The sequence below is a fragment of the Aurantimonas sp. DM33-3 genome, assembly GCF_014334315.1.
Taxonomy (GTDB): domain Bacteria; phylum Pseudomonadota; class Alphaproteobacteria; order Rhizobiales; family Rhizobiaceae; genus Aurantimonas; species Aurantimonas coralicida.
Window position 1 is genome coordinate 43,380 of sequence record NZ_JACSGS010000019.1, and the last position, 26,618, is coordinate 69,997.

The 26,618-nt window shown below is 66.9% G+C and carries 27 protein-coding genes; 15 read left to right on the forward strand and 12 right to left on the reverse strand.

Annotation, left to right across the window (positions count from 1 at the left end; translation table 11 throughout):
• Nucleotides 1-5 precede the first annotated feature (5 nt).
• The 5 genes from H9Q09_RS19680 to H9Q09_RS19700 form a co-directional block, all read right to left on the reverse strand.
• On the reverse strand, nucleotides 6-797 hold the full coding sequence (locus H9Q09_RS19680; protein ID WP_187392446.1) for a class II glutamine amidotransferase: 792 nt from the start codon (nucleotides 795-797) through the stop codon (nucleotides 6-8).
• Between the two features lie 144 nt (nucleotides 798-941).
• A complete protein-coding gene (locus H9Q09_RS19685) occupies nucleotides 942-1,340 on the reverse strand; it encodes a helix-turn-helix domain-containing protein (RefSeq protein ID WP_024352229.1) in 399 nt (132 codons plus the stop codon).
• Nucleotides 1,337-1,900, reverse strand: a complete 564-nt coding sequence (locus H9Q09_RS19690) for a Smr/MutS family protein (RefSeq protein ID WP_187392447.1) — start codon at nucleotides 1,898-1,900, stop codon at nucleotides 1,337-1,339. The genes H9Q09_RS19685 and H9Q09_RS19690 overlap by 4 nt, the downstream gene beginning before the upstream one ends.
• On the reverse strand, nucleotides 1,897-3,006 hold the full coding sequence (locus H9Q09_RS19695) for an MltA domain-containing protein (RefSeq protein WP_187392448.1): 1,110 nt from the start codon (nucleotides 3,004-3,006) through the stop codon (nucleotides 1,897-1,899). Before H9Q09_RS19695 ends, H9Q09_RS19690 begins: the two co-directional genes overlap by 4 nt.
• A 15-nt stretch (nucleotides 3,007-3,021) precedes the next feature.
• A complete protein-coding gene (locus tag H9Q09_RS19700; RefSeq protein WP_187392449.1) occupies nucleotides 3,022-3,738 on the reverse strand; it encodes a Tim44/TimA family putative adaptor protein in 717 nt (238 codons plus the stop codon).
• Nucleotides 3,739-3,924: 186 nt separating this feature from the next.
• Here H9Q09_RS19700 and H9Q09_RS19705 point away from each other — a divergent pair, with 186 nt between their 5' ends.
• Both H9Q09_RS19705 and secB read left to right on the forward strand, forming a co-directional pair.
• On the forward strand, nucleotides 3,925-4,464 hold the full coding sequence (locus H9Q09_RS19705; protein WP_187392450.1) for an FxsA family protein: 540 nt from the start codon (nucleotides 3,925-3,927) through the stop codon (nucleotides 4,462-4,464).
• A gap of 191 nt (nucleotides 4,465-4,655) precedes the next feature.
• Entirely contained in the window at nucleotides 4,656-5,174 is a 519-nt protein-coding gene (gene secB, locus H9Q09_RS19710; protein ID WP_024352224.1) for a protein-export chaperone SecB, read from the forward strand.
• Nucleotides 5,175-5,265: 91 nt separating this feature from the next.
• Here secB and dnaQ read toward each other — a convergent pair whose 3' ends face one another.
• Complete coding sequence (gene dnaQ / locus H9Q09_RS19715; protein ID WP_187392451.1) at nucleotides 5,266-5,985, reverse strand: DNA polymerase III subunit epsilon; 720 nt, start codon at nucleotides 5,983-5,985, stop codon at nucleotides 5,266-5,268.
• A 256-nt stretch (nucleotides 5,986-6,241) separates the two neighbouring features.
• Between dnaQ and H9Q09_RS22815 the strand changes: the two genes are divergently transcribed.
• Complete coding sequence (locus H9Q09_RS22815; protein WP_187392452.1) at nucleotides 6,242-7,390, forward strand: GGDEF domain-containing protein; 1,149 nt, start codon at nucleotides 6,242-6,244, stop codon at nucleotides 7,388-7,390.
• 23 nt (nucleotides 7,391-7,413) lie between these two features.
• Here the strand turns inward: H9Q09_RS22815 and coaE are convergent, their stop codons facing one another.
• The 3 genes from coaE to H9Q09_RS19735 form a co-directional block, all read right to left on the reverse strand.
• Nucleotides 7,414-7,998: a dephospho-CoA kinase gene (coaE, locus tag H9Q09_RS19725; RefSeq protein WP_187392480.1), complete on the reverse strand. Its 585-nt coding sequence runs from the start codon at nucleotides 7,996-7,998 to the stop codon at nucleotides 7,414-7,416.
• Between the two features lie 64 nt (nucleotides 7,999-8,062).
• Entirely contained in the window at nucleotides 8,063-8,941 is an 879-nt protein-coding gene (locus H9Q09_RS19730) for a shikimate dehydrogenase (protein WP_187392481.1), read from the reverse strand.
• Between the two features lie 76 nt (nucleotides 8,942-9,017).
• Nucleotides 9,018-9,617 carry a Maf-like protein gene (locus H9Q09_RS19735; RefSeq protein ID WP_187392453.1) on the reverse strand — a complete coding sequence of 200 codons (600 nt, stop codon included), beginning with the start codon at nucleotides 9,615-9,617 and terminating at the stop codon, nucleotides 9,018-9,020.
• A 536-nt stretch (nucleotides 9,618-10,153) separates the two neighbouring features.
• On the opposite strand from H9Q09_RS19735, the gene hemE reads away from it, so the two are divergent.
• From hemE to H9Q09_RS19785, 10 genes are all read left to right on the forward strand, one after another.
• Entirely contained in the window at nucleotides 10,154-11,173 is a 1,020-nt protein-coding gene (gene hemE, locus H9Q09_RS19740; RefSeq protein ID WP_024352219.1) for a uroporphyrinogen decarboxylase, read from the forward strand.
• A gap of 144 nt (nucleotides 11,174-11,317) precedes the next feature.
• On the forward strand, nucleotides 11,318-11,821 hold the full coding sequence (hemJ, locus tag H9Q09_RS19745) for a protoporphyrinogen oxidase HemJ (protein ID WP_187392454.1): 504 nt from the start codon (nucleotides 11,318-11,320) through the stop codon (nucleotides 11,819-11,821).
• A 108-nt stretch (nucleotides 11,822-11,929) separates the two neighbouring features.
• A complete protein-coding gene (locus H9Q09_RS19750) occupies nucleotides 11,930-12,472 on the forward strand; it encodes a gluconokinase (RefSeq protein WP_187392455.1) in 543 nt (180 codons plus the stop codon).
• A gap of 297 nt (nucleotides 12,473-12,769) precedes the next feature.
• Complete coding sequence (gene rho / locus H9Q09_RS19755; protein ID WP_024352216.1) at nucleotides 12,770-14,029, forward strand: transcription termination factor Rho; 1,260 nt, start codon at nucleotides 12,770-12,772, stop codon at nucleotides 14,027-14,029.
• A 153-nt stretch (nucleotides 14,030-14,182) separates the two neighbouring features.
• Entirely contained in the window at nucleotides 14,183-14,659 is a 477-nt protein-coding gene (locus H9Q09_RS19760; RefSeq protein WP_187392456.1) for a YbaK/EbsC family protein, read from the forward strand.
• 69 nt (nucleotides 14,660-14,728) lie between these two features.
• The gene (gene mnmE, locus H9Q09_RS19765) at nucleotides 14,729-16,141 is read left to right on the forward strand and encodes a tRNA uridine-5-carboxymethylaminomethyl(34) synthesis GTPase MnmE (protein ID WP_187392457.1); all 1,413 of its coding nucleotides are present in this window, start codon (nucleotides 14,729-14,731) and stop codon (nucleotides 16,139-16,141) included.
• Between the two features lie 109 nt (nucleotides 16,142-16,250).
• Nucleotides 16,251-18,119 (forward strand): tRNA uridine-5-carboxymethylaminomethyl(34) synthesis enzyme MnmG, encoded by a 1,869-nt coding sequence (gene mnmG, locus H9Q09_RS19770; protein ID WP_187392482.1) that lies wholly within the window; start codon nucleotides 16,251-16,253, stop codon nucleotides 18,117-18,119.
• A complete protein-coding gene (rsmG, locus tag H9Q09_RS19775) occupies nucleotides 18,109-18,831 on the forward strand; it encodes a 16S rRNA (guanine(527)-N(7))-methyltransferase RsmG (protein ID WP_187392458.1) in 723 nt (240 codons plus the stop codon). The genes mnmG and rsmG overlap by 11 nt, the downstream gene beginning before the upstream one ends.
• Before the next feature lie 83 nt (nucleotides 18,832-18,914).
• A complete protein-coding gene (locus H9Q09_RS19780; RefSeq protein ID WP_024352211.1) occupies nucleotides 18,915-19,724 on the forward strand; it encodes a ParA family protein in 810 nt (269 codons plus the stop codon).
• Nucleotides 19,725-19,819: 95 nt separating this feature from the next.
• The gene (locus H9Q09_RS19785) at nucleotides 19,820-20,806 is read left to right on the forward strand and encodes a ParB/RepB/Spo0J family partition protein (protein WP_187392459.1); all 987 of its coding nucleotides are present in this window, start codon (nucleotides 19,820-19,822) and stop codon (nucleotides 20,804-20,806) included.
• 105 nt (nucleotides 20,807-20,911) lie between these two features.
• On the opposite strand, the gene holA is transcribed toward H9Q09_RS19785, so the two are convergent.
• The 3 genes from holA to leuS all read right to left on the reverse strand — a co-directional run bounded on the left by holA (nucleotide 20,912) and on the right by leuS (nucleotide 25,180).
• On the reverse strand, nucleotides 20,912-21,952 hold the full coding sequence (gene holA, locus H9Q09_RS19790) for a DNA polymerase III subunit delta (protein WP_187392460.1): 1,041 nt from the start codon (nucleotides 21,950-21,952) through the stop codon (nucleotides 20,912-20,914).
• A gap of 74 nt (nucleotides 21,953-22,026) precedes the next feature.
• The gene (locus H9Q09_RS19795) at nucleotides 22,027-22,575 is read right to left on the reverse strand and encodes a hypothetical protein (RefSeq protein WP_187392461.1); all 549 of its coding nucleotides are present in this window, start codon (nucleotides 22,573-22,575) and stop codon (nucleotides 22,027-22,029) included.
• On the reverse strand, nucleotides 22,562-25,180 hold the full coding sequence (leuS, locus tag H9Q09_RS19800) for a leucine--tRNA ligase (protein ID WP_187392462.1): 2,619 nt from the start codon (nucleotides 25,178-25,180) through the stop codon (nucleotides 22,562-22,564). Before leuS ends, H9Q09_RS19795 begins: the two co-directional genes overlap by 14 nt.
• A gap of 172 nt (nucleotides 25,181-25,352) precedes the next feature.
• Here leuS and H9Q09_RS19805 point away from each other — a divergent pair, with 172 nt between their 5' ends.
• The gene (locus tag H9Q09_RS19805) at nucleotides 25,353-26,027 is read left to right on the forward strand and encodes a YggS family pyridoxal phosphate-dependent enzyme (protein ID WP_187392463.1); all 675 of its coding nucleotides are present in this window, start codon (nucleotides 25,353-25,355) and stop codon (nucleotides 26,025-26,027) included.
• A 138-nt stretch (nucleotides 26,028-26,165) separates the two neighbouring features.
• Nucleotides 26,166-26,561 (forward strand): DUF1761 domain-containing protein, encoded by a 396-nt coding sequence (locus H9Q09_RS19815; protein ID WP_187392464.1) that lies wholly within the window; start codon nucleotides 26,166-26,168, stop codon nucleotides 26,559-26,561.
• Nucleotides 26,562-26,618 lie beyond the last annotated feature (57 nt).

A 26,618-nucleotide genomic window follows, 5' to 3' on the forward strand; every position in this document is an offset into this window, starting at 1 on the left:
TGCCCTCAGGCGGCGGCACGGTCCGGCAGGCGGGGACAGAACGCCTGGCTGCGCATCGTGCCGTCGCGGCGGATGGTCAGGACCGTATCTGCAGCAACCATTGTCCAACGCTCAGCCTCGTCGCAGGGCTCGGAGGCGATGACGACGCCGTCGCCTTCCGTGCGCCAGTAGAGCGAGGGCGGCGGGCCGTCGCTGGCCCACCGATACGCCCAGAGGGTTTCGCCATCGGTGTGGATTGCGGCGAAGCGGATGGGTGCCGCCTCGCCGGTGCGCGCGGCTGTCGCCTCGATCTCGACGAGCGTCGCGGCGATGGCGCCGACCGGATCGGTGGCGAGACCCCGCCCGAGGGCCGACAGAAAGATCGCCTCGGAATCGCTGGTGCCCCGCCGCCGCGGATAGAGCGCATCCGGGATCAGGGCGTCGATCTGGCGGCGCAGACGGGCATAGCCGCCCACCTGGCCATTGTGCAGGAACAGGTGCTGGCCGTCCGCGAAGGGATGGCAATTGGCCGTCGAGACCTCGCCATAGGTCGCCGAGCGCACATGGGCGACGAAGAGCGGTGCGCGGATCTGTCGGCACAGGGACACGAGATTGGCGTCCGACCAGGCTGGCAGGATGGCGCGATAGACGCCGGGCTCGGGCCGCTCGCCATACCAGCCGATGCCGCAGCCATCGCCGTTGACGACGGTCTTGGCCTCACGGGCGGCCAGCGACTGCGAGATCAGCGAGGCACGCGGCTCGATCAGCAGGCGATCGAGAAAGACCGGCGGACCGGCATAGGCGAGAAGGCGGCACATCGGACGGCGACACCACTGGACACGGGCGCCGCAGCAGCGCCCTTGCCCGCAGTCTCCGGCCGGCATGGTAAACAAAGCCTTAAATCCGAGACCCGAGCTTGAGGCCTGCCCTGTTTCACGTTAGTCTCCCGTCCGTGCCGACGCTCAGCGGCGGCGGCGACGGGCCCGCAGCGCTTCTTCGGCCCGGGTGGCGGCCTCCTCCAGCTCGGCGCGCAGGCGCTTCAGATCCGCTTCGGGCAGGATGGCGATCGTTTCGGCCAGACGGTTGGCGAGCGCCGTCGCATCGGGTCCGAGGCCGGCGGTCTCGACCGTCACCTTGGGATGCGAGAGTTCGGCGAGACGCTCCAGCTCCTCGGCGTCGTCCCAGATGACGTTGAGATAGCCGATGATCCGCTGCAGGAGATCCCAGGTCGGCCGGCCGCGACGACCATGCTCCAGCGCCGAAAGATAGGCGCTGGAAACCCCGAGCGCCGCCGCCATCTGGCTCTGGGTGACGCCGCGCTCCTTGCGGAATGCCCGGACCTTCTCGCCGAACGGGGTCATCCGAACCGCCTGACGCGCACATAGAGCGCCCCGTCGCCGCCGTGATGGCGCTCGGCGCTGTCGAAGCCGGAGACGAGCGGGCGGAACTCCGGGCTGCCGAACCACATGGGCACGACCCGGCGCAGGACGCCGCGGGAGCCGAAATGCCCGCCCGATCCGCCCCGTCCGGTGATCACCAGCACATGGCGCAGGCCCATGGCCTGGGACTGGCGCAGGAAGCCGACCAGCGCGTCATGGGCGACGCCCTGGGTCATCTCGTGCAGGTCGATCCGCGCCTCGATGGGCAGTCGCCCCTTGGAGATCTTGCGACGGGTCGGACGTTCGATCGGGTGCTGCGTCAGCCGCGGCTGCGGCGCCGGCTGCTGGATCGGCACCGGCAGGGCGGGCGCTGCCGCCTTCGACCCCTTGCGACCGACCGGTGGCGTCGCAGACGCGGGCTGTGGCGCGTCCTCGGGCGGCATCTGCGGATGAGACTTGCCCTTCAGCGGCACCGCCGAGCGGGCGACGCTCGCCCACAGGCGCGCGTCCTCGACGCTGAGCGTGCGATGACGGCGCTTCATCGGGCGAGGCGTGCCGCCAGCGCCGGCGGCACGAGAATGGTGAAGTCGGCAGCATGGCGGATTCGCCCAGCGATCCGGCCGGCCGCGTCGCCCGAGCCGACGAAGATGTCGGCGCGGGCCGGGCCAAGAATGGCCGAGCCGGTGTCCTGCGCCACCATCAGGCGGCGGAACGGTGCGCCCTCGACGACAAGATCCGGCGCCGCGATGAAATAGGGCACGCCGAAGGTCGCCAGTTCGCGGTCGACGGCGATGGAGGCCAGCGGCGTCAGCGCCACCTTGGCGGCACCGACGGGACCCAGCTCGGGGTCCTCCACCGGCGTCTCACGGAAGAAGATGAAGGAGCGGTTGCGGTCGAAGAGGCTGCGCACGCGGTCCGGATGCGCGGCCAGCCACGCCCGGATGCCGTCCATGTCGGCTTCGGCGAGGGTCAGCTCGCCCTCATCCACCAGGATGCGACCGATCGCGGTGAAGCGGTGCCCGGTCTTGGCGGCATAGCCGACTCGGACCTGCCGGCCATCCTCATAGGCGAGGCGCGCCGAGCCCTGGATGTGGATGAAGAACGCGTCGACCGGATCGGCCAGCCAGGCGATCTCAAGGCCCATGCCGTCCAGCGCGCCCGCCTCGATGGCGGCGCGGTCGGCATATTCCTCCAGAAGACCGCAGGGCTTTCGGCGGGCGAAGCGGAAATAGGGATCGAGACCGGGGGGCCGCGAGACGTCGTCGATCTTCAACAGATCCGGCGGCGGCGCATACAGGGGAAAGCGGTAGCGCTCGGTGCGCACCGGCGAGCCGGCGACGACGGGCTCGTAATAGCCGGTGACGAAGCCGGACAGCGCCGTGTCGGCGTCGTCGGGACGGATACGAAGCGGCTCGAAATGGCGTTCGAAGAAGGTGCGGGCCTCCGACTGGCCCGGCGCACCGACCGGCTTCAGCGCGGCGCGGGCGGCCTCGGCAAAGGCCTCGGCGTCGATCCCGAGCGAACCGGTGGGAAAGCTGCCCTGTTCGAGCCGGGCGGCACTGGCGCGAAAGGCCGACAGCGCTAATGCATGATCAGCGCCGTCCCAGCCTTCCAGATCGGACCATTGCCGGCGAACGAATGCCGTCATCGTCGCCGCTCCGGCTCACGCGTCTTCGGACTCTGTCCCGGCCAGCTTCCAGTTCGGATCGCGCGAGCGCGTGTCGCGGGCGAAGGTCCACACGTCCTTGACCTCGACCACCGTTTCCGGATCGCCATCGACCACGGTGTCGTCGGGCTTGACGACGGCCGAGATGATCTGCGCGACGATGCGCACGGTGACCATCGCCTCACGGTCCTTCTGCTCGGCGGAGACGATGGTGGCATCGTCGATACCGACGAAGGAGAACTGCATGCGCTCTTCGCGCTGCTCGCGCTCGCTGATCGCCTGCTCGAAGCCCTGGTAGACATCCGGCGACAGGAGGTTCTTCAGGAGCTTGCGGTCGCCATCGGCAAAGCCGGTCACGATCATTTCATAGGCGACCTTGGCGCCGTCCAGGAATTCCTTCGGGTCGAAGGAAGGATCGGCGTCGCGGATCCGGCGCAGCTCGGCATTGACCGGCGTGCCCGGCTTGGCGACCTTGTCGATCGCCTCGTAGGGCGTGGCCGCCGGGGCCGCCTCGCCTTCGATCTCGGTGCCGCCGCGGCGGTTGGGCAGCGTCACGACATTGTCGTTGCGCGCCGCGTCGTCGCGCGGTGCATCCCGGCGCGAATAGGGGTCGAAGGGCGGGCGCTCGCTGCCCGTACGCTTGCCCAGAACGCTTCGCAGCTGAAACAGGACGATCGCCGCAACAATGATAAAGAAGATCGTCCCAAAACTCATTGCGCGTCGTCACCCCTAATGGCCGGTCAAGTCATTCGCCGTCATATAGAGACGAGGGGCGGCGCATTCAAATTTGTTTCCGCAGTTCCTATGTCCCGAGGCGGCGGCCAAACCGCACATGTCCGGCTAGGGGCCCGCAAAGGCGGGTTTCGGCCATCGAACGGCCGCGCAAGGAGAAGACGGACCATGCCCTTCGCCCTGATACCCTTTCTGCTGCTCGCCATCCCGATCCTGGAGATCGCGGTGTTCATCCTGGTGGGCAACGCCATCGGCCTGTGGCCGACGCTGGGTCTCGTCATCCTGACTGCCGTGATCGGCTCGATCCTGCTGAAACAGCAGGGCATCTCGACGTTGGCCCGCATCCAGGCGGAAATCGGCGCAGGTCGGGTGCCGGGACGCGATCTCGTCAGCGGCGTGATGATCGCCATGGCCGGCGTCCTGCTGCTGACCCCGGGCCTCGTCACCGACGCGCTCGGCTTCCTCCTGTTCGTGCCGGGCGTCCGCTCGCGTATCTTCGACTTCCTGAAGTCCCGCGTCGTCGTCGTCGGCCAGAACAGCTTTCAGTCCGGCATGGGCGGGCAGCCGCGCCGCGAACCGCCTTACTCGGCGGGTCCCGACGTCGTCGATCTGTCAGGCGAGGAATTTCGCCGCGGGCCCGATCCGGCGTCGCCCTGGCACGAGCCGGAGGATGGCGACGGCGAGACCAACGGCCGCCGCCTGCATTGAGCGGGTGGCGCCGATGCCGGGCCGCTTGTGCCCGGCCGCGGATCGTCTTGTTCTGATGCCCCCCGCGTGATAGCGCTCGCCCCCGTGTTTTTCCTGCCGGACGGACCGTCGGCCCCTCCGGCTCTTCACCCGGCACGAGCGCGCGAACAGGCGCCGGCCCTGCCGGGTCATCAGCGATACGGGAGCAGACCATGTCCGAGACCAACGATCTGAATGCGACGAATGGCGGCAATGGCGCCGGCGGCGACGAGAACGCCAACCCGCCCCGCATCAACATCCTGACGCAGTATATTCGCGACCTCTCCTTCGAGAGCCCGAATGCACCGGGCGTCCTGCGCGGCCAGACCAAGGCGCCGAACATCAATATCGGCGTCAATGTCGGTGCCAACCCGATCCAGGGTTCGGACGGCGATTACGACGTGCGCCTGACGCTGAACGCCAAGGCCGGCGAAGGCGAAGAGATGATGTTCGCCGTCGAGCTGGAATATGGCGGCGTCTTCAAGCTGCAGAACTTCCCGCAGGAGCATCTCCTGCCGGTGCTGTTCATCGAGTGCCCGCGCCTGCTGTTCCCCTTCGCGCGCCAGGTGATGGCCGACATCACCCGCAATGGCGGCTTCCCGCCGCTGATGATCGACCCGATCGACTTCGCCCAGCTGTTCCAGCAGCGCATGGCCGAAGAGCGCGCCCGCCAGCAGGTTCAGCCGAGCTAAGCTGCGGTTTCAGAACGCAAGACAGCGCCGGCAGCCCATCGGGTTTGCCGGCGTTTTTCATGGCAGAGCACTCTTGGGAACGCGGCCGGGGTCAGCTCGCGGACGCCTCGGCCTCCGGCCGCTCCAGATAGTTCCACCAGATCGCCTCGTCGCCAAGGGTGGAGACGAAGGCACGGTGCCGGGCGATCTCGTCCTGCGACAGGCGCGGCGGCAACGGCACCGGCCGCGGCGCGATCCGCCAGACATTGCCGTCGGCATCCTCGTGGGCATCTTCCTCGACCGCCAGACCCAGTGCTGCCTGTCGGCCGCCGATCAGTTCGATATAGACTTCCGCCAGAAGCTCGGAATCGAGCAGGGCGCCATGCTTGTCGCGGCGCGACGTGTCGACCGAAAAGCGCGAGCAGAGCGCGTCGAGCGTTGCCGGCGCCATGGGGAACTTGCGCCGCGCCATGGGCAGGGTGTCGATCACGACGCTCGGATCGATCGGCGGCTGGTCGATGCGCTTCAGTTCGGCATTGAGGAAGCGCACGTCGAAGGCGGCGTTGTGGGCGATCAGCTTGGCGCCGGAGAAGAACTCCAGGAACTCGTCCGCGATCTCGGAGAACAGCGGCTTGTCGGCCAGGAAGTCGTCGGAAATGCCGTGCACGTCGAAGGCGGCCGGATCGACCTTGCGGCCGGCCGGACGGATGAAGGCGTGGTAGTTCTTGCCGGTCGGAATGTGGTTCCACAATTCCACCCCGCCGATCTCGATGACCCGCTCGACATCCGGATCGAGGCCGGTGGTTTCGGTATCGAAGACGATTTCGCGCATGAAGGCTCCCGCTGACCGCCCCTTTTCCGTGACCGAAAGAGCCGAGACAAGAGCTCACCGGCATCCGTTCGAAGTATCCCCGAGCTTCGCTCCATGTTCACGTTTCGTTCTTACTGCGCGAAGTCTATGCTAAACGGGCTGGGGCGATCCTCGGCACCGGCCTGCGCGCTAACCGGCCCCCCTCGCAAGACCCGCGCAAGTCGCAGCGTCTTACCGTCAGTTGCGAAATGCAATCAGGGGAGAACGGGCATTGGATGTGGCAGTCAGTCTGCATGCGGTCATTTTCGGGGTCGTCGCCTCGCTCGCGCTCCTCTGCGGTCTGATCTATCTGGGCCTGCGCGGTCAGTCGGCGCTGGTGTGGCTTGCCGCTGGCCTCGCCTGCGGTGCCGTTGAAACCGTCGTCCTGGGGATCGATGGCGGCTCGATTGCCGCCATGGCGGCGGTGACAATGCTGATCCCGGCCGCCTATTCCTGTGTTACCCAATCGGTCCGGCGGGCGCTCGGACTTCGCCTGTCGCCCCGGCTCCTGTGGATGGCGATCGCCGGCCTGACGGCGATGTCGCTGCTGCTCCTCGCCAGAAATGCCGCCCCGATCCTTCAGACCCTGCCCTTCCAGTTCGCGGCACTGCTGGCGCTGGGCGACGCGATCCTCTGCCTCTGGCGCCTCAAGGGCCGCGGCGTCGTCGAGACCGGCCTTCTGGTCGCCCTTGCGGGGATGGCTGCCCTCTTGATCGTGCGGATGCCGCTGTTCCCGCTGCTCTTCGAGGGAACGACGCCGGTCGCGAATATCGCCCAGAGCGATCTGGAGCGGGCACTGATGCTGGTCTCCGGGCTGCTGGCCCCTGCCGCGGTGCTGCTCATCACCGCCCGCATCGTCAGCAATGTGATCCGGCGCTATCGCATCCGCAGCGAGCGAGACGACCTCACCGATCTCCTGAACCGGGCCGCCTTCGAGCGCGTGGCCACCCAGGCCGCCCCTGCTGGCGCCGCGATCATCGTCTGCGACATCGATCACTTCAAGACGGTCAACGACCGCTACGGCCATCCGGTCGGCGATCGCGTCATCCAGGGATTTGCCGAGATCCTCTCGCGGACCGAGGGAACGGCCGGCCGGCTGGGCGGCGAGGAATTCGCGCTGCTGCTGCCCGGCGCGACCCTCGACGCCGCGGCTGGCAGGGCCGAGGCGATCCGGCTGGCCTTCCACGCCTGGCGGGACCCCGCCCTCGAGGCTGGGCACGCTCTCAGCGCAAGTTTCGGGGTGGCAATGCTGCAGGGCGGCGAACCGGCGCAGGATGCCATCGCGCGGGCGGATGATGCGCTCTACCGGGCCAAGCGCGAGGGGCGCAACCGTGTGGCTGTCCATGAAGCGGCCGCAAAGCCGGCCCGTCTCGTCGCGGCTGCCTGACAGAGCGGCGACCGCCAACGGCGTCAGCCGGCGGCGTGGCGCATGATGATGGCCGTCACGGCGAGGCGCGCGGCCTCCATGCCGTTGCCGGTGTCGATGACATAGTCGGCGCGTTCGCGCTTGTCGGCGTCAGGCATCTGGCGGGCCATCAGCGCCGCGAACTTCGCCTCGCTCATGTCCGGGCGGGCGAGCACGCGCTCACGCTGGATCTCCGGGCTGGCGGTCACGACCAACGTCTTGTCGCACCGCTTGTCGGCGCCGGTTTCGAACAGCAGCGGAATGTCGAGGACCGCCAGCGCCGCGCCGGACTGGCGGGCGCCGTCGAGGAAGGCACGTTCCTCTTCGCCGACCAGCGGATGGACAATCGCCTCCAGACGGCGCATCGCCTCCGGATCGTTGACGACTTTTGCCGACAGCGCCTTGCGATCGACCACCCCGTCGACGACGGTGCCGGGAAAGGCGGCCTCGATCAAAGGTGCGGCGCGTCCGGCATAGAGGCGGTGGACGGCGGCATCGGCGTCGTGAACAGGCACGCCCTGTTCCGCGAACATCGCCGCGGTCGTGGATTTGCCCATGCCGATGGAGCCGGTGAGGCCGAGCACGATCATCGGCAGCACCAGAAGTGCGCTAAACCGCATGTCGCTCGATGTGTATGAATCGCAGAATTTCTGCTCATACGCCGTTTTCGATGTCGGTGACGATCTGGGCGCGCAGGGTCTCGGAGACCTCGGGCCGCTGGCCGAACCAGCGTTCGAAACCCGGCACCGCCTGATGCAGCAGCATGCCGAGACCGTCGCAATGGCGCAACCCCCGCTCCGCCGCGGCGGCGAGAATCGGAGTCATCAGAGGCACATAGACGATATCGGTCACGAGGGCACCGTCGCGGAGCGCCGAGAGATCCGGCAGTCGCGGCTCGAACCAGTCGGGCGTCTCGTCGTCCGGATCGGCCGCCGGGATCGGCACCGTATTGACCAGAAGGTCGGCGGCGGCGAGCTGCATCGTGCGTTCGGACTCGGCATGGGCGGAGACGCGCGGGCCGAAGCGTGCGGCGAGGTCCTCGGCCCGCTCGATGGTGCGGTTGACGACCCGCACCTGTTTCACGCCGCGCTTCAGAAGCGCGAAGATCACGGCGCGGGAGGCGCCGCCCGCCCCCAGCACGGTGGCGACCTCCGCGTCGGCCCAGCCCGGGAGCCTTTCGTCGAGATTGGCCGCGAAGCCGTAAGCGTCGGTGTTGCCGCCGACCATGCGACCGGACTTTTCGAACCAGATCGTGTTGACCGCGCCGATCGCCTCGGCCGCGGCGTCGCGGCGCGACACCGCTTCCAGCGCCGCCAGCTTGTGGGGAATGGTGACGTTACCGCCGACATAGCCCTGGCGGCGCAGCGTCTTGAGGAATTCGCCGATCTCCTCGGGCGGCACCCCCACCCGCTCGTAGGAACCGGGCAAGCCGAATTCCTTCAGCCAGCTGCGATGGATGGCCGGCGAGCGGGAATGCCAGACCGGCCAGCCGGTGACGAAGGCACGCGGGCCCTCGGTCCTGGCGGGCGTCACGTTCGGATCGAAGATCGAGCCTTCGCCGCGCGGGCGCTCGGCGCCGCTGACATAGGGTTTCGGCGTCCAGTCCGCATCAGCCATCGATTTCGCCGCGCTCCCGCAATTCCTTCAACAAGGGCAACAGCGGCAAGCCGATGATGGTGAAATAGTCACCCTCGATCCGCTCCATCAGCTGGATGCCTTCCTTCTCGATCTGGTAGCCGCCGACGCTGGTGGTCGCCTTGCGGCCGGCTTGGGCGAGATAACGTCCGACGAAACCGGGATCGAGCGCGCGCAGAGTGATCGTCGCCGTGGCGACGTGCCTCCAGGTGACCTTGCCGGCCTCCACCAGCACCACGGCGCTGTTGAGCTGATGGGTACGGCCGGACAGTTTCAGAAGCGTGCGCCGCGCCTCTTCCATATTGGCCGGCTTGTGCAGCACCTCGTCGCCCAGCGACAGCGTCTGGTCCGCCCCGATGACGATCTCGTTCGGATGGCGCTCCGACACGTCCGTTGCCTTGGCCTCGGCGAGGATCGCCGCGACATCCTCCGGCCCGACACCGGATTCCAGGAGCGGCGCCTCGATGGCGCGCTCGTCGAGATCGCTGGATTCGGCGGTGAAATCGATGCCGGCGTTCTTCAGAAGCTCGCGGCGGTGGACGCTGCTCGAGGCGAGCACGATGCCCTTGGACATGTGAATCCCATTGTACCGGTTTCGTCACGTACGGCCCGACTGATAGCCGCTGACCGGCAGAATTGCCATGGAGGGCGCCGGACTCGATTCTCCCCAGCGGCACAAGGGCGAAGCCGATTCCCTCCCGGGATTCTTCGCAGCCTGTGGGTTGTGCGGGAGTAGTCGATGGGTTGGAGGCGTCGTCCGTCAGGCCGGTGGCAAACCCCCGTCTTGTCCACAATCGGCGACAGGATCCGCTTGGGCATGGCCATTGCGGAAGACTGGGGACAAAAGCGATTCGTCCCGCGTCATCCCAAACTCATCCCCAGGCGGAAGGTCCATCGCCGCGGGGCGCAAGCTGCTGATAGACCGATCGGATCCGGCGATCGTCCCCGGGATTGTCCCCTGACGACACGATGCGGCATTCCGGCCTGTGGACGATCCTGCTAAGGGCTCCATCTAGGCGGGACCCTGTGAATTCCTGCAATCCACCGAGTCATAGAATCAAAAGACTCATCTGAAAGAAATCTTTCTTTTTTAATGGGAGCCCTGACCTGATGAAGACGCGCAAGCTTGTCCGTGTCCTGGAAGGCGAACGCATCTTCCCCCCTCCGGTGTGGTTGATGCGGCAGGCCGGTCGCTATCTCCCGGAATATCGGGCCACCCGTCAGACGGCCGGGGGCTTCCTCGAGCTCTGCTACAATCCCGACTTTGCGACGGAAGTGACGCTTCAGCCGATCCGACGCTTCGGATTCGACGCGGCGATCCTGTTCTCCGACATTCTCGTCATCCCCGATGCGCTCGATCGCGGCCTGCATTTCGTGCAGGGCGAGGGACCGAAGCTGACGCCGATCCGCCCCGACGAGATCGCTCGCCTCGATCCGAGCCGCGCCGACACGCATCTGGCACCGGTGATCGCGACGGTGGCGCGGCTGCGCAAGGAACTGCCCGAAGAGACGTCGCTGATCGGCTTCTGTGGCGCGCCCTGGACGGTGGCGACCTACATGATCGCCGGCCACGGCACCCCCGACCAGGCGCCGGCACGGCTGTTCGGCTATCGCCATCCCGACGAGATGGAGCAGCTTCTGTATCTCCTCGCCGAGATGGGTGCCGACTACCTGATCCGGCAGCTCCAGGCCGGTGCCGACTGCGTCCAGATCTTCGATTCCTGGGCGGGCGTGCTGGATGAGGCCTCCTTCGAGGCCTATGCGGTCAAGCCCGTTGCGCGGATGGTCGAGAAGGTCCGCGCCGCAGTGCCGGACGCCAAGATCATCGGCTTTGCCAAGGGCGCGGGTTCGCTGCTGAACGGCTATCGCCAGAAGACCGGCGTCAATGCGGTCGGTCTCGACTGGACGGTGCCGATGGACCAGGCGCGCGCGCTGCAGACCGAAGGCGCGATCCAGGGCAATCTCGATCCGCTGCGGCTGATTGCCGGCGGCAAGGCGCTGGACGAGGGTGTCGACCGGATACTGGAAGGGCTCGGCGACGGGCCGCTGATCTTCAATCTCGGCCATGGCATCACCCCGGATGCGCCGATCGCCCATGTCGAGGCGCTGTTGAAGCGCATCCGCGGCTAGGTTCCTCGCCGGGCAGCATGCGCCACGCGCCGGACTTGGAAGCCTGCGGGCTTCGGGTTATGTCGCGGGGCGCTCTGCCGCCGGTCTCTCGTCCCGGGCGTCATTCAGTGAAGGCGCGTTGCATCAGCCTCGAAGGATCGTTGCATGAAGAAGGCCATTATCGCCCTCGCCGTCATGGCCGCCGTGATCACCGCCGTGTTCTGGCTGGTGCCGGTGGAAGCCCTGTTGTGGATGAAGACGCTGCACATCCTGGCGGTGATCGCCTGGATGGCGGGCATGCTCTATCTGCCGCGGCTGTTCGTCTATCACGCGGACGCGGCGACCGGCACGCCCCAGTCCGAGACCTTCAAGATCATGGAGCGGCGGCTGCTCAAGGCGATCATCAACCCGGCGATGATCGTCACCTGGGTCGCCGGCCTCTGGCTGGCGGTGAAGGGCGGCTGGTTTTCCGGCGGCAATGGCTGGCTGCACGCCAAGATCGCCCTGGTGGTGCTGATGTCCGGCGCTCACGGCTATTTCTCGGCTTCGGTGCGCCGCTTCGCCAATGACGCCAACACCAAGCCGTCGCGGCATTGGCGGATCATGAACGAGGTGCCGACCGTCCTGTTGATCGTGATCGTCATCCTCGTCGTGGTGAAACCGTTCTGATCCCTGTCTTATGCTGTCACGCTGGACGCATTCTTCTCAACACCCGTGCGAAACGGGTCGTCGCAATCGTATCGCGTGCCGCGACGCCGACCGTGCCCCGAGGGATCGATGACTGAAACGCAGATGGACCGGGCAACGTGCCTCGTGGTGATGGGACCCGCTGGCGTCGGCAAGACGACCACTGCGGCGGGCCTCGCCGAAATGCTGGCCTGGCCCTATGCGGAGGCGGACGAGTTTCATCCCGCCTCCAATATCGCCAAGATGGAATCCGGCACGCCGCTCGACGACGCCGACCGGGCACCCTGGCTGGCGTCCATTCGCGACTGGATCAGCGCTGAGGCCCATGCCGGGCGGTCCACCGTCGTCACCTGTTCGGCCCTGAAGCGCAGCTATCGCGATCTTCTGCGCGAAGCCGATGCGCGTGTGCGCTTCGTCTGCCTGACCGCCACCCCCGATCTGGTCGGCCGGCGCATGGCGACTCGGCAGGGGCATTTCATGCCGGTGTCCCTGTTGAAATCGCAGTTCGACACGCTCGAGCCGCTGCAGGTCGACGAGGACGGCATCGTGGTGTCCGTCGATCTGCCGGCGGACGAGGTGGTGGCAACGGCGTTGCGGGCGCTGCGGCTGAAGCCGGCTCCAGGGGCAGGCTGATCCGCCGGCGCTGCCGCTGCCGCTGATCCGTTGCTGCGTCCGACACGGACCGCCTGCGGCAGGACCCTCGCCCGAACGCCCTCGCCGCGCCCAGCCACGTCGCCGAACGCCTTGCGCTGCCGGGATTGTCGGTCTATGTGTAGCGCCTACATCCCGCCTTTGGGCGATGCGCGACGTTTCCGCCGCGTCGATCCCCCGCCGCAGACCAGTTCGCGTTTCCGGCCCAGCGTTTTCCCATCTCCGCCTTGATTGTCTGGAAGAACTTTCCGGACGAACCCCGTAAAGAGCCTTTCCCGAATGAAACTTCAGGACCTGAAGAACAAGAGCGCGCCGGAACTGATCGCGTTCGCCGAAGAGAACGACGTCGAGAACGCTTCCGTGCTGCGCAAGCAGGAATTGCTGTTTGCAATTCTCAAGCAGCTTGCGGCGCAGGAAGTCGAGATCATCGGCGAAGGCGTCGTCGAGATCCTGCAGGACGGTTTCGCGTTCCTGCGCTCGCCCGAGGCGAACTATCTTCCCGGCCCCGACGACATCTATGTCTCGCCGTCGCAAATACGCAAGTTTCAGTTGAAGACCGGCGATACTGTCGAAGGACCGATCCGTAGTCCCAAGGAAGGCGAGCGTTACTTCGCTCTTCTGAAGGTCAACACGATCAACTTCGACAATCCGGAGAAGATTCGCTACAAGAGCCACTTCGACAACCTGACGCCGCTCTATCCCGACGAGCGGTTCAAGATGGAGCTCGACGAGCCCACCGGCAAAAAGGACATGTCGGCCCGGGTGATCGATCTGGTCGCGCCGCTCGGCAAGGGCCAGCGCGGCCTGATCGTCGCGCCGCCGCGCACCGGCAAGACGGTGCTGCTCCAGAACATCGCCCATTCAATCACGGCCAACCATCCCGAGTGCTACCTCATCGTTCTCCTGATCGACGAGCGGCCCGAGGAAGTCACCGACATGCAGCGCTCGGTGCGCGGCGAGGTGGTCTCCTCGACCTTCGATGAGCCCGCGCAACGCCACGTGGCCGTCGCCGAAATGGTCATCGAGAAGGCCAAGCGCCTGGTCGAGCACGGCCGCGACGTGGTCATTCTCCTCGATTCCATCACCCGTCTCGGCCGCGCCTACAACACGGTCGTTCCGTCCTCCGGCAAGGTGCTGACCGGCGGCGTCGACGCCAACGCCCTGCAGCGGCCGAAGCGCTTCTTCGGCGCGGCGCGCAATATCGAGGAAGGCGGCTCGCTGACCATCATCGCGACGGCGCTGATCGATACCGGCAGCCGCATGGACGAGGTCATCTTCGAGGAGTTCAAGGGCACCGGCAATTCGGAAATCGTGCTCGACCGCAAGGTCGCCGACAAGCGGATCTACCCGGCCATGGACATCCTCAAGTCCGGTACCCGCAAGGAGGATCTCCTGGTCCCGAAGGCGGATCTGCAGAAGATCTTCGTGCTGCGTCGTATCCTATCGCCGATGGGCACGACCGACGCGATCGAGTTCCTCAATGACAAGCTCAAGCAGACCAAGACCAATGCCGATTTCTTCGATCAGATGAACACTTGATCGAACGCCAAGGGCATGATTCACGTGAAACGGCGACCCCCAGCGGTCGCCGTTTTCGTATGGAGCGCGCGCCGGCACAGGAGCCACGAGAAGCCACTTGATTCCGCTCCGCGCCGGCCCGAAAACGGCAGGACGCATCGGGGGAGGATGAGAATGGGCGAGAAACCGGCAGCCGTGGCACGGGTCGAGGCAGCGGCAATCGACAAGGGACTGAAGATTTCCGTGGTCGAAACGCGCAGCTCTGCGCGCTCGGCCGAGGAGGCAGCCCAGGCGGTTGGCGCCAGTGTCGGCCAAATCGTCAAGTCGCTGGTCTTCCGCGGCAAGGACACCGGCAAGGCCTATCTGCTGCTGGTATCCGGCGCCAATCGCGTCGACGAGGCGCTGGCGGTCCAGACCATCGGCGAGGCCCTCGAGCGCCCCGACGCGGATTTCGTCCGCTCCGCAACGGGCTTTGCCATTGGCGGCGTTTCGCCGCTCGGTGCTACGGCGGACCTCTCCATCTATATGGACGAGGACCTCTTTCAGCATGCCACCGTCTGGGCCGCGGCCGGTACGCCGAAGCATGTCTTCGAAGTCGTGCCGCTGCAATTGCGCAGCGCGACCGGCGCGGTGATCTGTCGGGTTGCCTGAGGCCCATACCCAGCCCCGGCGTCGTGTTGAACCCGCTGTTATCCTGAATCGAGCCCATCGAGGCCCCGCTTGACCCATAGCGACACCATCGCGGCCCTCTCCTCCGGCACACTGCCCGCAGGCGTCGCCGTCGTGCGCGTCAGCGGTCCGGCTGCACGAGAGGTCATGGAGCGCCTGGCGGGATCTGTGCCACCGGAGCGGCGCGCCAGCCTGCGCCGCTTCCGCGATGCCGCCGACCGGACGATCGACCGGGGCATCGCGCTGTTTTTTCCGGGGCCGGGAAGCGTCACTGGCGAGGATCTGGCGGAATTCCACCTCCATGGGGGCCGCGCCGTCGTGGCGGCCTTCCTGGAGGCGGCGACAAGCATTGCCGGCGTGCGCCTCGCCGTGGCAGGCGAGTTCACCCGGCGCGGCTTCGAGAACGGCCGGATCGACCTGACCGAAGCCGAAGGCCTTGCCGACCTTCTGGCGGCCAGCACCGAGGCCCAGCACCGCATGGCCGTTGCCCAGGCCGGCGGCGCCCTGCGGGCCCTCTACGAGGGCTGGATGCGCGATCTTACCAATGCCCGGGCGATGATCGAGGCGTCCTTCGACTTTGCCGACGAAGGCGATGTGGACGACGACGTCGCCAGCGGAATCGAACGCCAAGTCGCCGAGGTTGCCGACGCCATGCGGACGCATCTCGCCAAGGCCGATCGCGGCGAGATCCTGCGCGAAGGCTTCAAAGTGGCGATCGTCGGCGCGCCCAATGCCGGCAAGTCGAGCCTTCTGAATGCGCTGGCCGACCGGGAGGTCGCCATTGTCACGGAAATCCCCGGCACCACGCGGGACGTCATCGAGGCGACCCTCGACCTTGGCGGCATCCCCGTGCGCTTCTCGGACACCGCCGGCATTCGCGAGACGGCCGACAGGATCGAGGCGATGGGCATCGAGCGGGCGCGCGCGGTGATGGATGAGGCCGATCTCGTCCTGGCGCTGGTGGACCCGCATGCCGGCCCGACAACGCTGGAATGGCTGAGCGGGCTGCTGACTCACGTGAAACACCCGCTGCTGCTCGCCGGTCAGGAACCAGCACCGGAAGAGATGCCCGGAAATCAGCCCGCATCGTCCCGACCGATCCTCACCATCCGCACCAAGATCGATCAGGACGACGGCGCGCCACCGCACGACCCCGGCTGCGATCTCGCGATCTCCACTCGCACCGGTGAAGGGCTCGCTGACCTGGTCGACCGGATCGCGAATATCGCCGCGATAGCCGTGGGCGACCCCGACGATGTCGTCCCGGCCCGCACCCGTCACCGCGAACTGATCGGCGATGCGTTGCGGCTTTTGACCGAGTTCCAGGCCGCGCCCGACATGCCGGCGGAAGTCCGCGCTGAGACACTGCGCCGGACCAGCCACCGGCTTGGCGGGCTCACCGGGCAGGTCGGGGTCGAGGATCTGCTGGAGGTCATCTTTTCCGAGTTCTGCATCGGCAAGTGATTCACGTGGAACACCGGGTTAGTGTCACAAGTCGCACTGAACCCGGTTTCGTTACGTCGAAACGTCGCCCGGATTGACAGATCTGCACGACGCGGTCTTTACCATCGCCATGGAACACTCTTTCGATGTCGTCGTCATTGGCGGCGGTCATGCAGGCTGCGAAGCGGCCAGCGCGGCCGCGCGCGCCGGTGCCCCCACTGCTCTCGTCACCCACCGCTTCGACACGATCGGGGCGATGAGCTGCAATCCCGCCATTGGCGGGATCGGCAAAGGTCACCTCGTCCGCGAGATCGATGCGCTCGGCGGATTGATGGGCCAGGTCGCCGATGCTGCCGGCATCCAGTTTCGCCTGCTCAACCGCCGCAAGGGACCGGCCGTGCGCGGCCCGCGCACTCAGGCCGATCGCCGCCTCTATCGCGAGGCGATGCAGACCGCCATTCGCGCCCAGTCGGGCCTCGAGGTGATCGAGGGCGATGTCGCCGATCTGACCCTCGACGGCGCGAACCGCGTCACCGGGATCGTTCTCGGCGACGGCCGGACGATGAGCTGTCGCGCCGTGGTCCTGACGACCGGGACCTTTCTTTCCGGGCTGATCCATATCGGCGACCAGAAGATTCCCGCCGGTCGGATGGGCGAAGACCCCTCGACCGGCCTGTCGGGAACGCTTAGCCGTCTGGGCCTGACGCTCGGCCGTTTGAAGACCGGCACGCCGGCGCGGCTCGATGGCCGCACCATCGACTGGGCCGGTCTCGACCGCCAGGCGCCGGACGATGTGCCGGTGCCCTTCTCCTATCTGACGACGACTATCGCCAATCGGCAGATCGATTGCGGGATCACGCGGACGACGCCGGAAACCCACGCGATCATCCGGGACAATCTCGGGCGTTCGGCGCTGTATTCCGGGCAGATCGCCGGCAACGGTCCGCGCTACTGCCCGTCGATCGAGGACAAGATCGTCAAGTTCGGAGATCGCGACGGTCACCAGATCTTCCTGGAGCCGGAGGGTCTGGACGACGACACCATCTATCCGAATGGCCTGTCGACCTCGTTGCCGGAGGACGTGCAGACACTCTTCCTGCGGTCGATCCCAGGTCTTAAGCGGGTCGAACTGCGCAAGCCCGGCTATGCCATCGAATACGACCATGTCGATCCTCGCGAACTCGACCGCCGGCTGGCCGTGCGCCGCGCCGAAGGATTGTTCCTGGCCGGCCAGATCAATGGCACGACCGGCTATGAGGAAGCCGCCGCACAGGGCCTGATCGCCGGCCTGAATGCGGCCCTGCTGGCCGCCGGTAGCGAGGCCGTCACCATCGGCCGGGCCGATGCCTATATCGGCGTGATGATCGACGATCTCACCCGCACCGGCGTTTCGGAGCCCTATCGCATGTTCACGTCGCGGGCCGAGTTCCGGCTGTCGCTGCGTGCCGACAATGCCGACCGGCGGCTGACCCCGCTTGGGCTGTCGCTGGGCATCATCGATGCCGAACGCCGAACGGTGTTCGAGGCGAGCGAAGCCACGCTGGAAGCGGCGCGCACCCGGTTGGAAGCAGCGACCCTGACGCCGTCGGAAGCCCAGCGACATGGTCTTCCGGTCAATCTCGACGGGCGTCGCCGGTCGGCCTGGCAGCTCCTGTCCCAGACCGATGTCGATCTGGATCGGCTCGCCATGGTCTGGCCTGAGCTTACCGAATTTTCGGGTCCGATCCGGGAGCGGATCGAGATCGAGGCGGCCTACGACGTCTATCTCGACCGTCAGCGCAAGGATCAGGAGCGGCTGCGCCGGGACGAGAAGCGGGCCCTCCCCGCCGATCTGAACTATATGGCGATGGTCGGCCTTTCCAACGAACTGCGTCAGAAGCTGACGGACCGGCGCCCGGCGTCGATCGCCGAGGCCGAGGCCATCGACGGGATGACCCCCGCCGCACTGGCGATCATTCTGGTCGCGTTGCGCCGGGTGGAGATCTCCCATGCGGCGTGATCGCGATTCGGAGAAGCCGGCGAGGCCCTATGTTCGGCCAGCGAACAAGCCGAGGTCGACCCCGAAGCCGCGTCCGGCAGATGTGGCGGCGGCGCAGGAGCGCGGACGGGCGGAGTTTCTGTCCACACATAATGTTTCACGTGAAACGCTCGAGCGGCTTGACCGCTACGTTGCATTGCTGACCGAATGGCAGACCCGCATGAACCTCGTCGCGCCAGCGACGATCGGTGATGTCTGGTCCCGCCACATCGCCGATTCGCTGGCGCTCGAGCAGCTTCTGCCCGAAACGACGGTCTGCGTCGATCTGGGGTCAGGCGCGGGCCTGCCCGGACTGGTAATCGCCGCCGCGCGTCCCGGCCTCAGCGTCGATCTCGTCGAGGCCAACAGCAAGAAGATCGCATTCCTGCGGGCGGTCCAGCGCGATCTGGGGCTCGCCGGAACGGCCCATGCGGCGCGGATCGAGGATTGCGGCGCCGTGCTCGCCAAGGCAGATATCGTGACGGCCCGGGCGCTGGCGTCGCTGACGGAGCTCTTTGCCCTGGTCACGCCGCATATCCGCGCCGATACGCGCTGCTTCTTCCAGAAGGGGCGCAACCATGAACAGGAAATTAATGCGGCGACTGCCCATTGGCGATTCAGCATGATAAAGCATGAATCGAGCCTCGATGACGGATCTGTCGTCCTCGAGATCGACGAGATCGCGCCGCGCTGAGCGGCGGCAGCCCAGGCGGAGACGGGACCGGTCCTCTCCGGTCGGCAGCCGACACCGCTCGATGGCGGAGCGGGAGCGGATCGATGGATGCGATGAGCGGACAGCCGATGCGGATCATCACGATTGCAAATCAGAAGGGCGGGGTCGGCAAGACGACGACCGCCATCAACCTTGCGACGGCACTGGCCGCGATCGGCAAGCGTGCGCTGCTGATCGACCTCGATCCCCAGGGCAATGCCTCGACCGGGCTGGGCGTCGACCGCGACAATCGCGAAGTGTCGTCCTACGACGTCCTGACCGAGGCGTCGTCGATCACCGAGGCCGCCATGCCGACGGCGGTGCCCAATCTCAGCCTGATCCCGTCGACGCTGGACCTTCTCGGCCTCGAGATGGAGATCGCCGGTGCGACCGGTCGCGCCTACCGGCTGCGCGACGCGCTGCATTTTCACCAGGTCGAGACGCCGCAATTCGACTTCGTGCTGATCGACTGCCCGCCGTCGCTGAACCTCCTGACCATCAACGCCATGGCCGCGGCCGATTCCATCCTGGTGCCGCTGCAGTGCGAGTTCTTCGCCCTCGAAGGCCTCAGCCAGCTCCTGCAGACGGTCGAGCAGGTCCGGGATTCGCTGAACCCCACGCTCGACCTGCATGGCATCGTGCTGACCATGTATGACGGTCGCAACAATCTGGCCGCGCAGGTGGTGCGGGACGTGCGGTCTTATATGGGCGACCATGTCTACGAGACGATCATCCCGCGCAATGTGCGGGTTTCCGAAGCGCCGTCCTTCGGCAAGCCGGCGATCCTCTACGACATGAAATGTCCGGGCAGCCAGGCCTATATCCGGCTGGCCTCGGAGATCATCCAGCGCGAACGCGGGCTGCAGGCAGCATGAACAACTTCCGATATGGCGATCACGGAAGGACGGGCGGAGACCCCGATGCAACGGACGGGGATGGCGCGGGCGCGCCGAGGAACGGGGAGACCAAGATGAACGAAGACAAGTCGCGCCAGCGTCTCGGGCGTGGACTAGCCTCGCTGATCGGGGCCGGTGCATCGGCCCCTGCCCGTCCAGGCCAGGGCTTCGGTGCTCAGGCCGAGCAGCCGGCGCCGCCGGCCATCCCGGCCGAGCGCCATATTCCGATCGACGCGATTTCGCCGAATCCGAACAATCCGCGGCGCACCTTTCACGAGGCCGATCTCGACGATCTGACCGCGTCGGTGCGCAATCATGGCGTCGTGCAGCCGCTGCTGGTGCGGCCGCGGCCCGGCGTGCCGGACGGTTTCGAGATCGTCGCCGGCGAGCGCCGCTGGCGGGCGGCGCGTGCCGCGGGGCTCACCGAAGTTCCGGTTGTCATGCGCGAGATCGGCGACCGCCAGTCGCTGGAAATCGCCATCATCGAGAACGTCCAGCGCGCTGACCTCAACGCTGTCGAGGAAGCGCTGGGCTACGAGATGCTGATCAACGAGCATGGCTATACCCAGGCCGATCTCGCTGATGTGCTGGGCAAGAGCCGGAGCCATGTGGCGAATACGCTGCGGCTTCTGAAGCTGCCCGAGGAAGTCCGCACCATGGTGGCCAGCGGGACGCTGTCGCCCGGTGCGGCGCGTACGGTGGTCACGGCCGAGGATCCGGTGTCCGTGGCCAAGCAGATCGTCTCGCGCGGCCTCAGCGTGCGCGAGGCTGAGGAGCTGGCGCGCCAGCCCGCGGCGGGCGAGACCGCCAAACCCAAGAGGTCGTCCGGCGGCAAGAGCCAGCCGAAGGCCACACCGGCACCCGAGAAGGATTCCGACGCGCTCGCGCTGGAGCGGCTCCTGGCCGAGCTTCTGGGCATGCCGGTTGAGATCGACGTCAAGGGCGAAGGCGGGTCGATCCGGATCGAATATGCCGATCTGGAGCAGCTCGACGAGATCTGCGGCCTGCTTCAGACGCGGGTTCAGCGTGGGTCCGAGACGGCCCGTACGCGCGATTTGTAGCGAAGCCTGGACGCCACGTTTCACGTGAAACATCCCGCGGATGGCTGTTCAATACGCGGGTAAGACGCTGTCGCGGCTGGCTATTTCGCCGCGATGATCCGTGAGTCAGTGGCGCGTGCGCAGACGCGCAGCCTCGACGGCGACGTCGAGCAGGGTTTGCCGGGTGATGGTCAGGGCCAGCCCGCCTTCCTTGCGGCTGGCCAGGATATCGGCATCGATTCGCTGCAGGATCATGGTGATCGCATCGAGCGGCCAGGCCGAGAGGGCGACCTCCATGGCGTGCTTGCGCCGGAAATGTGGACGACGCCGTTCGAGCACCCGGCCGACAGGCTCGCCGCCCTTCTCGACCATCTCCCGCATGGTCTGCAATTGCTGGAAATAGCGCAAGAGCTGCTGGTGGAGCTGGAAGGTGGCGGTGCCGGCCGAGACCAGCCGGTCGATCAGATGCGGCAATCGCCGCACCTCGCCGCTGGCCGCGGCATCGATGGTCTCTTCCAGCGTATCCGCCGAGACGTCGCCGACGATGGCGCGCACGTCTTCTTCCGTTACTGACGACGTTCCCAGCGCGTAGAGGCAGAGCTTGCGGATCTCGCCGCGTGAGGCAATGCGGTTGGCGCCGAGGCGCGCACGCAATTCGTCCCGCGCCTCGCGGCCGATGGTCAGACCGCTCTCGCGCATCTCCTCGTCGATCATCTTGTCGATCGCCCGCCCCTCGTCCTGATAGCAGGGCAAGGCGATGGCGAACTTGCCGCGCTCGGCATTGGTCCGCAGGGCCGAGCTTTTCTTGAGGTCGCCGGCTTCGAGAATGACGATGGCGCCGTCGAGCTTCTTTGCGGAGAGCTCCGCCACGGCTTCGGCCAGGGACTTGCCGTTGCCCGCGCCGCGCACGCGGATGAGGCGGGTGCCGCCGAACATCGAGACGGTTTGCGCCTCGTCGTAGAGGCGGCCGATGTCCTTCTCCAGCTCGTCTGCGGCCAGCGTCACGGCGGCGAAGGGATCGCTGCGGTCCACGCCGGAGAGCTCGGCAACCTTCTCGGAACGCTCGGAGACGAGGCCGGGATCGGGGCCGTAGAGGAGGATGACCGGATAGGAGAAGTCGGGCCGCGACAGGAAGGCCTCGACCTCGCCGGGTTTCTTCTGCGCCATGGAATGGTCCCTGTTGCGCCGGCGAGGGGCCGCCTGGACCGCCTGCCCTGCCGGCGTTTCGCTTGGGGACGTGTCTACACGCCGGCCTTGGTCAGCGCACGGGCGATTTCCAGCTCGATCTGTCCGGCGACGGCCTTGCCGGCCCGGTCGCGCGCGTCGATCACTGCCCGCTGGCTCTGGTAGAGCTGGCCGGTCCGGTCGAAGGGCACCGTCTCGGTACGCTTGCCGGTGGCCAGCACGGTGCCGTCGGAGTTCCGCGTCAGGGTGTAGCTGGCGCTCATGTAGTAGAGCGACGCCGCGGCCTGCCCGCCCGGCTCGACCGCGATGCCGATCTCGCTGCCGCTGCCACTGAGGGCGACGGTATAGAGCGGCTCACTCACCCGTGTGCCCTGGTTCAGCCGGAACAACAGGGCGTTGCGGACGATCTGGATGGTGCGATTGCCGGCTTCGGAGACGGCGATCCGGCCGCGCAGGGAGACGAGCTGCCCGTCCGGCGCCATGACATCGGTGGTCAGGCCGCCGGCATAGAGCGGCCGCCCGGTGCAGCCCGACAGGGCAAGGCCGCCGGCGAGGAGACAGAGCGCCGCGAGAGCGCGAGGCCGGCCCGCATCAAAGAACGACATTGACGATTCTCCCGGGGACGACCACGACGCGCTTCGGCGAATTGCCGGCCAACGCTGCCTGCACGACGTCGAGCGCCAGCGCCGCCTGTTCGATATCAGGTTTGCCGGCCGAAGCCGGTACGGTCAAGTCGCCGCGCTTCTTGCCGTTGATCTGGACCGGCATGGTGATGCTGTCGTCCTTCAGGAGCGCCGGGTCGACGTCCGGCCAGGGGGCGGCCGCGGCGAGGCCGTCCATGCCCAGGGTCGTCCAGCATTCCTCGGCCAGATGCGGCATCATCGGCGCGATCAGGCGCACCAGAATGGTCAGCGCTTCGCGGGCCGCGGCCTTCAGCGCCGGGTCGCTGTCGGCCGAGACACCGGAGACGGAGGCCGCCAGCGTGTTGACCAGTTCGTAGATGCGGGCGACGGCCTTGTTGAAGCCGAGGCGCTCGATGTCGTCGGCGACGCCGGCCGCGGCGCGGTGGGCGGCGCGGCGGATGGTCAGCACCGCCTCGTCCTCGCTCTGCGGGCTTGCATCGGCACCGGCAATGCGTGGTGCGGTCTCGGAGACGAGGCGCCACAGGCGCTGGACGAAGCGGTGGGCGCCCTCGACGCCGGCCTCGGTCCAGATCACGTCGCGGTCCGGCGGCGAATCCGACAGCATGAACCAGCGGGCCGTGTCGGCGCCGTAGGAGGCGATGATGTCGTCCGGATCGACGACGTTCTTCTTCGACTTCGACATCTTCTCGATGCCTCCGATCTCGATCGGGCTGCCAGTCGACAGGCGCGTCGCGGTGCGGGTCCCCTCGCCTTCGGCGATCGCCACGTCCACCGGGGCGACCCATTCGCGGCCGTCGCGATAGGTCTCGTGGACCACCATGCCCTGCGTGAACAGGCCCTTGAAGGGCTCGTCGAGCGCGACATGGCCGCATTCGCGCATCGCCCGTACGAAGAAACGCGAATAGAGCAGGTGCAGGATCGCGTGCTCGATGCCGCCGATATACTGGTCGACCGGCAGCCAGGCATTGGCGGCCTGCGGATCGGTCGGCTCATGCGCCTGCGGCGCCGTGAAACGGGCGAAATACCACGAGGAGTCGACGAAGGTGTCCATCGTGTCGGTCTCGCGCTTTGCCTTGCCGCCGCATTGGGGGCAGGTGGCGTCGCGCCAGGTCGGATGGCGGTCCAGCGGATTGCCGGGCTTTTCGAAATCGATGTCGTCCGGCAGCTTCACCGGCAGGTTCTCGCGGGCTTCCGGCACGACGCCGCAGGCCTCGCAATGCAGGACCGGGATCGGGCAGCCCCAATAGCGCTGGCGCGAAATGCCCCAGTCGCGCAGGCGGAAATTGACCTGGCGCTCGGCCTGGGGCCGGCCGTTCAGCGTGGTGGCCTCCAGCCGCTCGGCGACGGCATCGAAGGCGGCATCCGGCGACAGGCCGTCGAGGAAGTCCGAGCGGCAGATCGTGCCGTCACCGACATAGGCTTCGCTGCCGACGTCGAAGGTCTCGGCATCGGCGCCCTGCGGCAAGACGACGGCGCGCACCGGCAAATCGTATTTGCGGGCGAAGTCGAGATCGCGCTGATCATGGGCCGGGCAGCCGAAGACCGCGCCGGTGCCGTAATCCATCAGCACGAAATTGGCGACATAGACCGGCAGCTTCCATTCCGGGTCGAAGGGGTGGGTGACGGAGATCCCCGTCGGCATGCCCTTCTTCTCGGCCGTCTCCAGCGCTGCGGCGGAGGTGCCCTGGCGCCGGCATTCGGCGATGAAGGCCTGCAGCTCGGGATTGGCCTCGGCGGCCCTGGCGGCCAGCGGATGGTCGGCGGCGACGGCGACGAAGGAGGCGCCGAACAGCGTGTCGGGCCGCGTCGTGAACACGGTGACGTCGTCGAAACCCTCGGGTTTCGTCGCCGTGTCCAGCGCCCAGCGCACCAAAAGGCCCTCGGACTTGCCGATCCAGTTCTTCTGCATCAGCCGGACCTTCTCCGGCCAGCCCGGCAGATGGTCGAGGGCCGACAGCAGGTCGTCGGCGAAATCGGTGATGCGGAAGAACCACTGGGTCAGTTCGCGCTGCTCGACATCGGCGCCCGAACGCCAGCCCTTGCCGTCGATCACCTGCTCGTTGGCGAGGACGGTCATGTCGACCGGATCCCAGTTGACCTTGGACTTCTTGCGATAGGCCAGGCCCTTGGCCAGGAAGTCGAGGAACAGCATCTGCTGGCGATGGTAGTATTCGACGTCGCAGGTCGCGAATTCACGCGACCAGTCCAGCGACAGGCCCATCGACTTCAACTGGCCGCGCATGGTCGCGATGTTCTGGTAGGTCCATTCGCGCGGATGCACCTTGTTCTGCATCGCGGCGTTCTCGGCCGGCATGCCGAAGGCGTCCCAGCCCATCGGATGCAGCACGTTGAACCCCTTGGCCCGGCGGTAGCGCGCGACCACGTCGCCCATGGCATAATTGCGCACATGGCCCATATGGATGCGGCCCGAGGGATAGGGAAACATCTCGAGGACGTAGTACTTTTCGCCCGGCGCGTCGGTCTGGGTCTCGAACAGCTTCGCCTCGTTCCAGGCGGTCTGCCAGCGAGGTTCGGATGCGCGGGGATTGTAGCGTTCTGTGGTCATGCGGCCGATCGGGATGCTGGTCCCGCCGGATCTCGACCGGCAGGCGAATGGGGGATGCGGCTTGACTTACTCTGTTGTCCCGCCTGCGTTCAACATGACGGGACGGAAATTCCGCCGATTGCGGCGATAGTGATGCAGGTGCGGCGCTGACGGCCCACCGGAAGGAGACGGCATGAACGAAGCGCTGCTGGAGCGGCTGGAAACGGTGCGGCAGGCGATTGCGCAGGCCTCGCGGGAGGCAGGGCGCGCAGAGGACGCGGTGGCCCTCGTGGCGGTGTCCAAGACCCATGACGCCGAGACGATCCTGCCGGTGCTGGAAGCCGGCCAGCGGATCTTCGGCGAGAACAAGGTGCAGGAGGCCAAGGCCAAATGGCCGGCGCTGCGCGAACGCTTCCCGGACATCGAATTGCGGCTGATCGGGCCGCTGCAGTCGAACAAGGCCGGCGAGGCGGTGGCGCTGTTCGACGTGATCGAGAGCGTCGACCGCGAAAAGATCGCCAGGGAACTCGCCAAGGAGATGGCCAAGCAGGGCCGCCATCCCCGCCTCTATGTGCAGGTCAACACCGGCGAGGAAGACCAGAAGGCCGGGATCGCGCCGAGGGAGGCGGTCGCCTTCGTCGAACGCTGCCGCAGCGAGCATGGCCTGACGATCGAGGGGCTGATGTGCATTCCGCCGGCCGAGGAGAAGCCGGGGCCGCATTTCGCGCTGCTGGAAAAGATCGCGGCCGAGGCCGGGGTGGAGAAGCTGTCGATGGGCATGTCGGGCGACTACGAGATCGCTATCGGCTTCGGCGCCACCTCGGTGCGCGTCGGCTCGGCGATCTTCGGCGCCCGCGACTATGGCTGAGGTTCGGGGCGCCCTGCCCTCGCCGGCTGGGGTCCGCCAGGCGAACCGGCGAGCGGCGTTGTCGTAGCAGCCGCATGAAACCGCCGGCGGCTTCGCTCGTTACGGGCAGGATTGCCAAGGCCAGCGAAGGATCACGCCATGGGATTTTCCAACTTCAGCCCGCTCGGCGTGCTGATCGCCGCCCTCCTCGCATTTGCCTTCGGTTTCGGTTGGCACCGCGCTCTCGAGAAATCCTGGATGACGGCGAGCGGCTATGAGGGCCGGCCGGCGCTGAAGCCTGACCCGCTGGCGATCGTCTTCATCGCCGAACTGGTGATGGCCGGCGTCCTGGCGGGACTTATCGGCCATATCGGTCCTGTGAACGTCGGCAATGCGCTGATCACCGGTATTCTCGCCTGGGCCGGTTTCATTCTCACCGCGATGGTCGTGGATCACTCCTACGAAGCCCGGCCGCGCCGGCTAACCTATCTGAATGCCGGGCACTGGCTCGGTGTCCTGGTCATCATGAGCGTGACCATCGGCCTGTTCGGCTAGGGCGGTGCGCCGTGTGCCCTTGCCCCGCGAAAGTATGACAGCGGCGAACTGGACCCT

Coding starts and splice junctions, on each gene's coding strand:
- H9Q09_RS19680 (WP_187392446.1), bottom strand. CDS start 797: ATGTGCCGCCTTCTCGCCTATGCCGGTCCGCCGGTCTTTCTCGATCGC.
- H9Q09_RS19685 (WP_024352229.1), bottom strand. CDS start 1,340: ATGACCCCGTTCGGCGAGAAGGTCCGGGCATTCCGCAAGGAGCGCGGC.
- H9Q09_RS19690 (WP_187392447.1), bottom strand. CDS start 1,900: ATGAAGCGCCGTCATCGCACGCTCAGCGTCGAGGACGCGCGCCTGTGG.
- H9Q09_RS19695 (WP_187392448.1), bottom strand. CDS start 3,006: ATGACGGCATTCGTTCGCCGGCAATGGTCCGATCTGGAAGGCTGGGAC.
- H9Q09_RS19700 (WP_187392449.1), bottom strand. CDS start 3,738: ATGAGTTTTGGGACGATCTTCTTTATCATTGTTGCGGCGATCGTCCTG.
- H9Q09_RS19705 (WP_187392450.1), top strand. CDS start 3,925: ATGCCCTTCGCCCTGATACCCTTTCTGCTGCTCGCCATCCCGATCCTG.
- secB (WP_024352224.1), top strand. CDS start 4,656: ATGTCCGAGACCAACGATCTGAATGCGACGAATGGCGGCAATGGCGCC.
- dnaQ (WP_187392451.1), bottom strand. CDS start 5,985: ATGCGCGAAATCGTCTTCGATACCGAAACCACCGGCCTCGATCCGGAT.
- coaE (WP_187392480.1), bottom strand. CDS start 7,998: ATGATCGTGCTCGGCCTCACCGGCTCCATCGGCATGGGCAAATCCACG.
- H9Q09_RS19735 (WP_187392453.1), bottom strand. CDS start 9,617: ATGTCCAAGGGCATCGTGCTCGCCTCGAGCAGCGTCCACCGCCGCGAG.
- hemE (WP_024352219.1), top strand. CDS start 10,154: ATGAAGACGCGCAAGCTTGTCCGTGTCCTGGAAGGCGAACGCATCTTC.
- hemJ (WP_187392454.1), top strand. CDS start 11,318: ATGAAGAAGGCCATTATCGCCCTCGCCGTCATGGCCGCCGTGATCACC.
- H9Q09_RS19750 (WP_187392455.1), top strand. CDS start 11,930: ATGACTGAAACGCAGATGGACCGGGCAACGTGCCTCGTGGTGATGGGA.
- rho (WP_024352216.1), top strand. CDS start 12,770: ATGAAACTTCAGGACCTGAAGAACAAGAGCGCGCCGGAACTGATCGCG.
- H9Q09_RS19760 (WP_187392456.1), top strand. CDS start 14,183: ATGGGCGAGAAACCGGCAGCCGTGGCACGGGTCGAGGCAGCGGCAATC.
- mnmG (WP_187392482.1), top strand. CDS start 16,251: ATGGAACACTCTTTCGATGTCGTCGTCATTGGCGGCGGTCATGCAGGC.
- rsmG (WP_187392458.1), top strand. CDS start 18,109: ATGCGGCGTGATCGCGATTCGGAGAAGCCGGCGAGGCCCTATGTTCGG.
- H9Q09_RS19780 (WP_024352211.1), top strand. CDS start 18,915: ATGGATGCGATGAGCGGACAGCCGATGCGGATCATCACGATTGCAAAT.
- H9Q09_RS19785 (WP_187392459.1), top strand. CDS start 19,820: ATGAACGAAGACAAGTCGCGCCAGCGTCTCGGGCGTGGACTAGCCTCG.
- holA (WP_187392460.1), bottom strand. CDS start 21,952: ATGGCGCAGAAGAAACCCGGCGAGGTCGAGGCCTTCCTGTCGCGGCCC.
- H9Q09_RS19795 (WP_187392461.1), bottom strand. CDS start 22,575: ATGTCGTTCTTTGATGCGGGCCGGCCTCGCGCTCTCGCGGCGCTCTGT.
- leuS (WP_187392462.1), bottom strand. CDS start 25,180: ATGACCACAGAACGCTACAATCCCCGCGCATCCGAACCTCGCTGGCAG.
- H9Q09_RS19805 (WP_187392463.1), top strand. CDS start 25,353: ATGAACGAAGCGCTGCTGGAGCGGCTGGAAACGGTGCGGCAGGCGATT.
- H9Q09_RS19815 (WP_187392464.1), top strand. CDS start 26,166: ATGGGATTTTCCAACTTCAGCCCGCTCGGCGTGCTGATCGCCGCCCTC.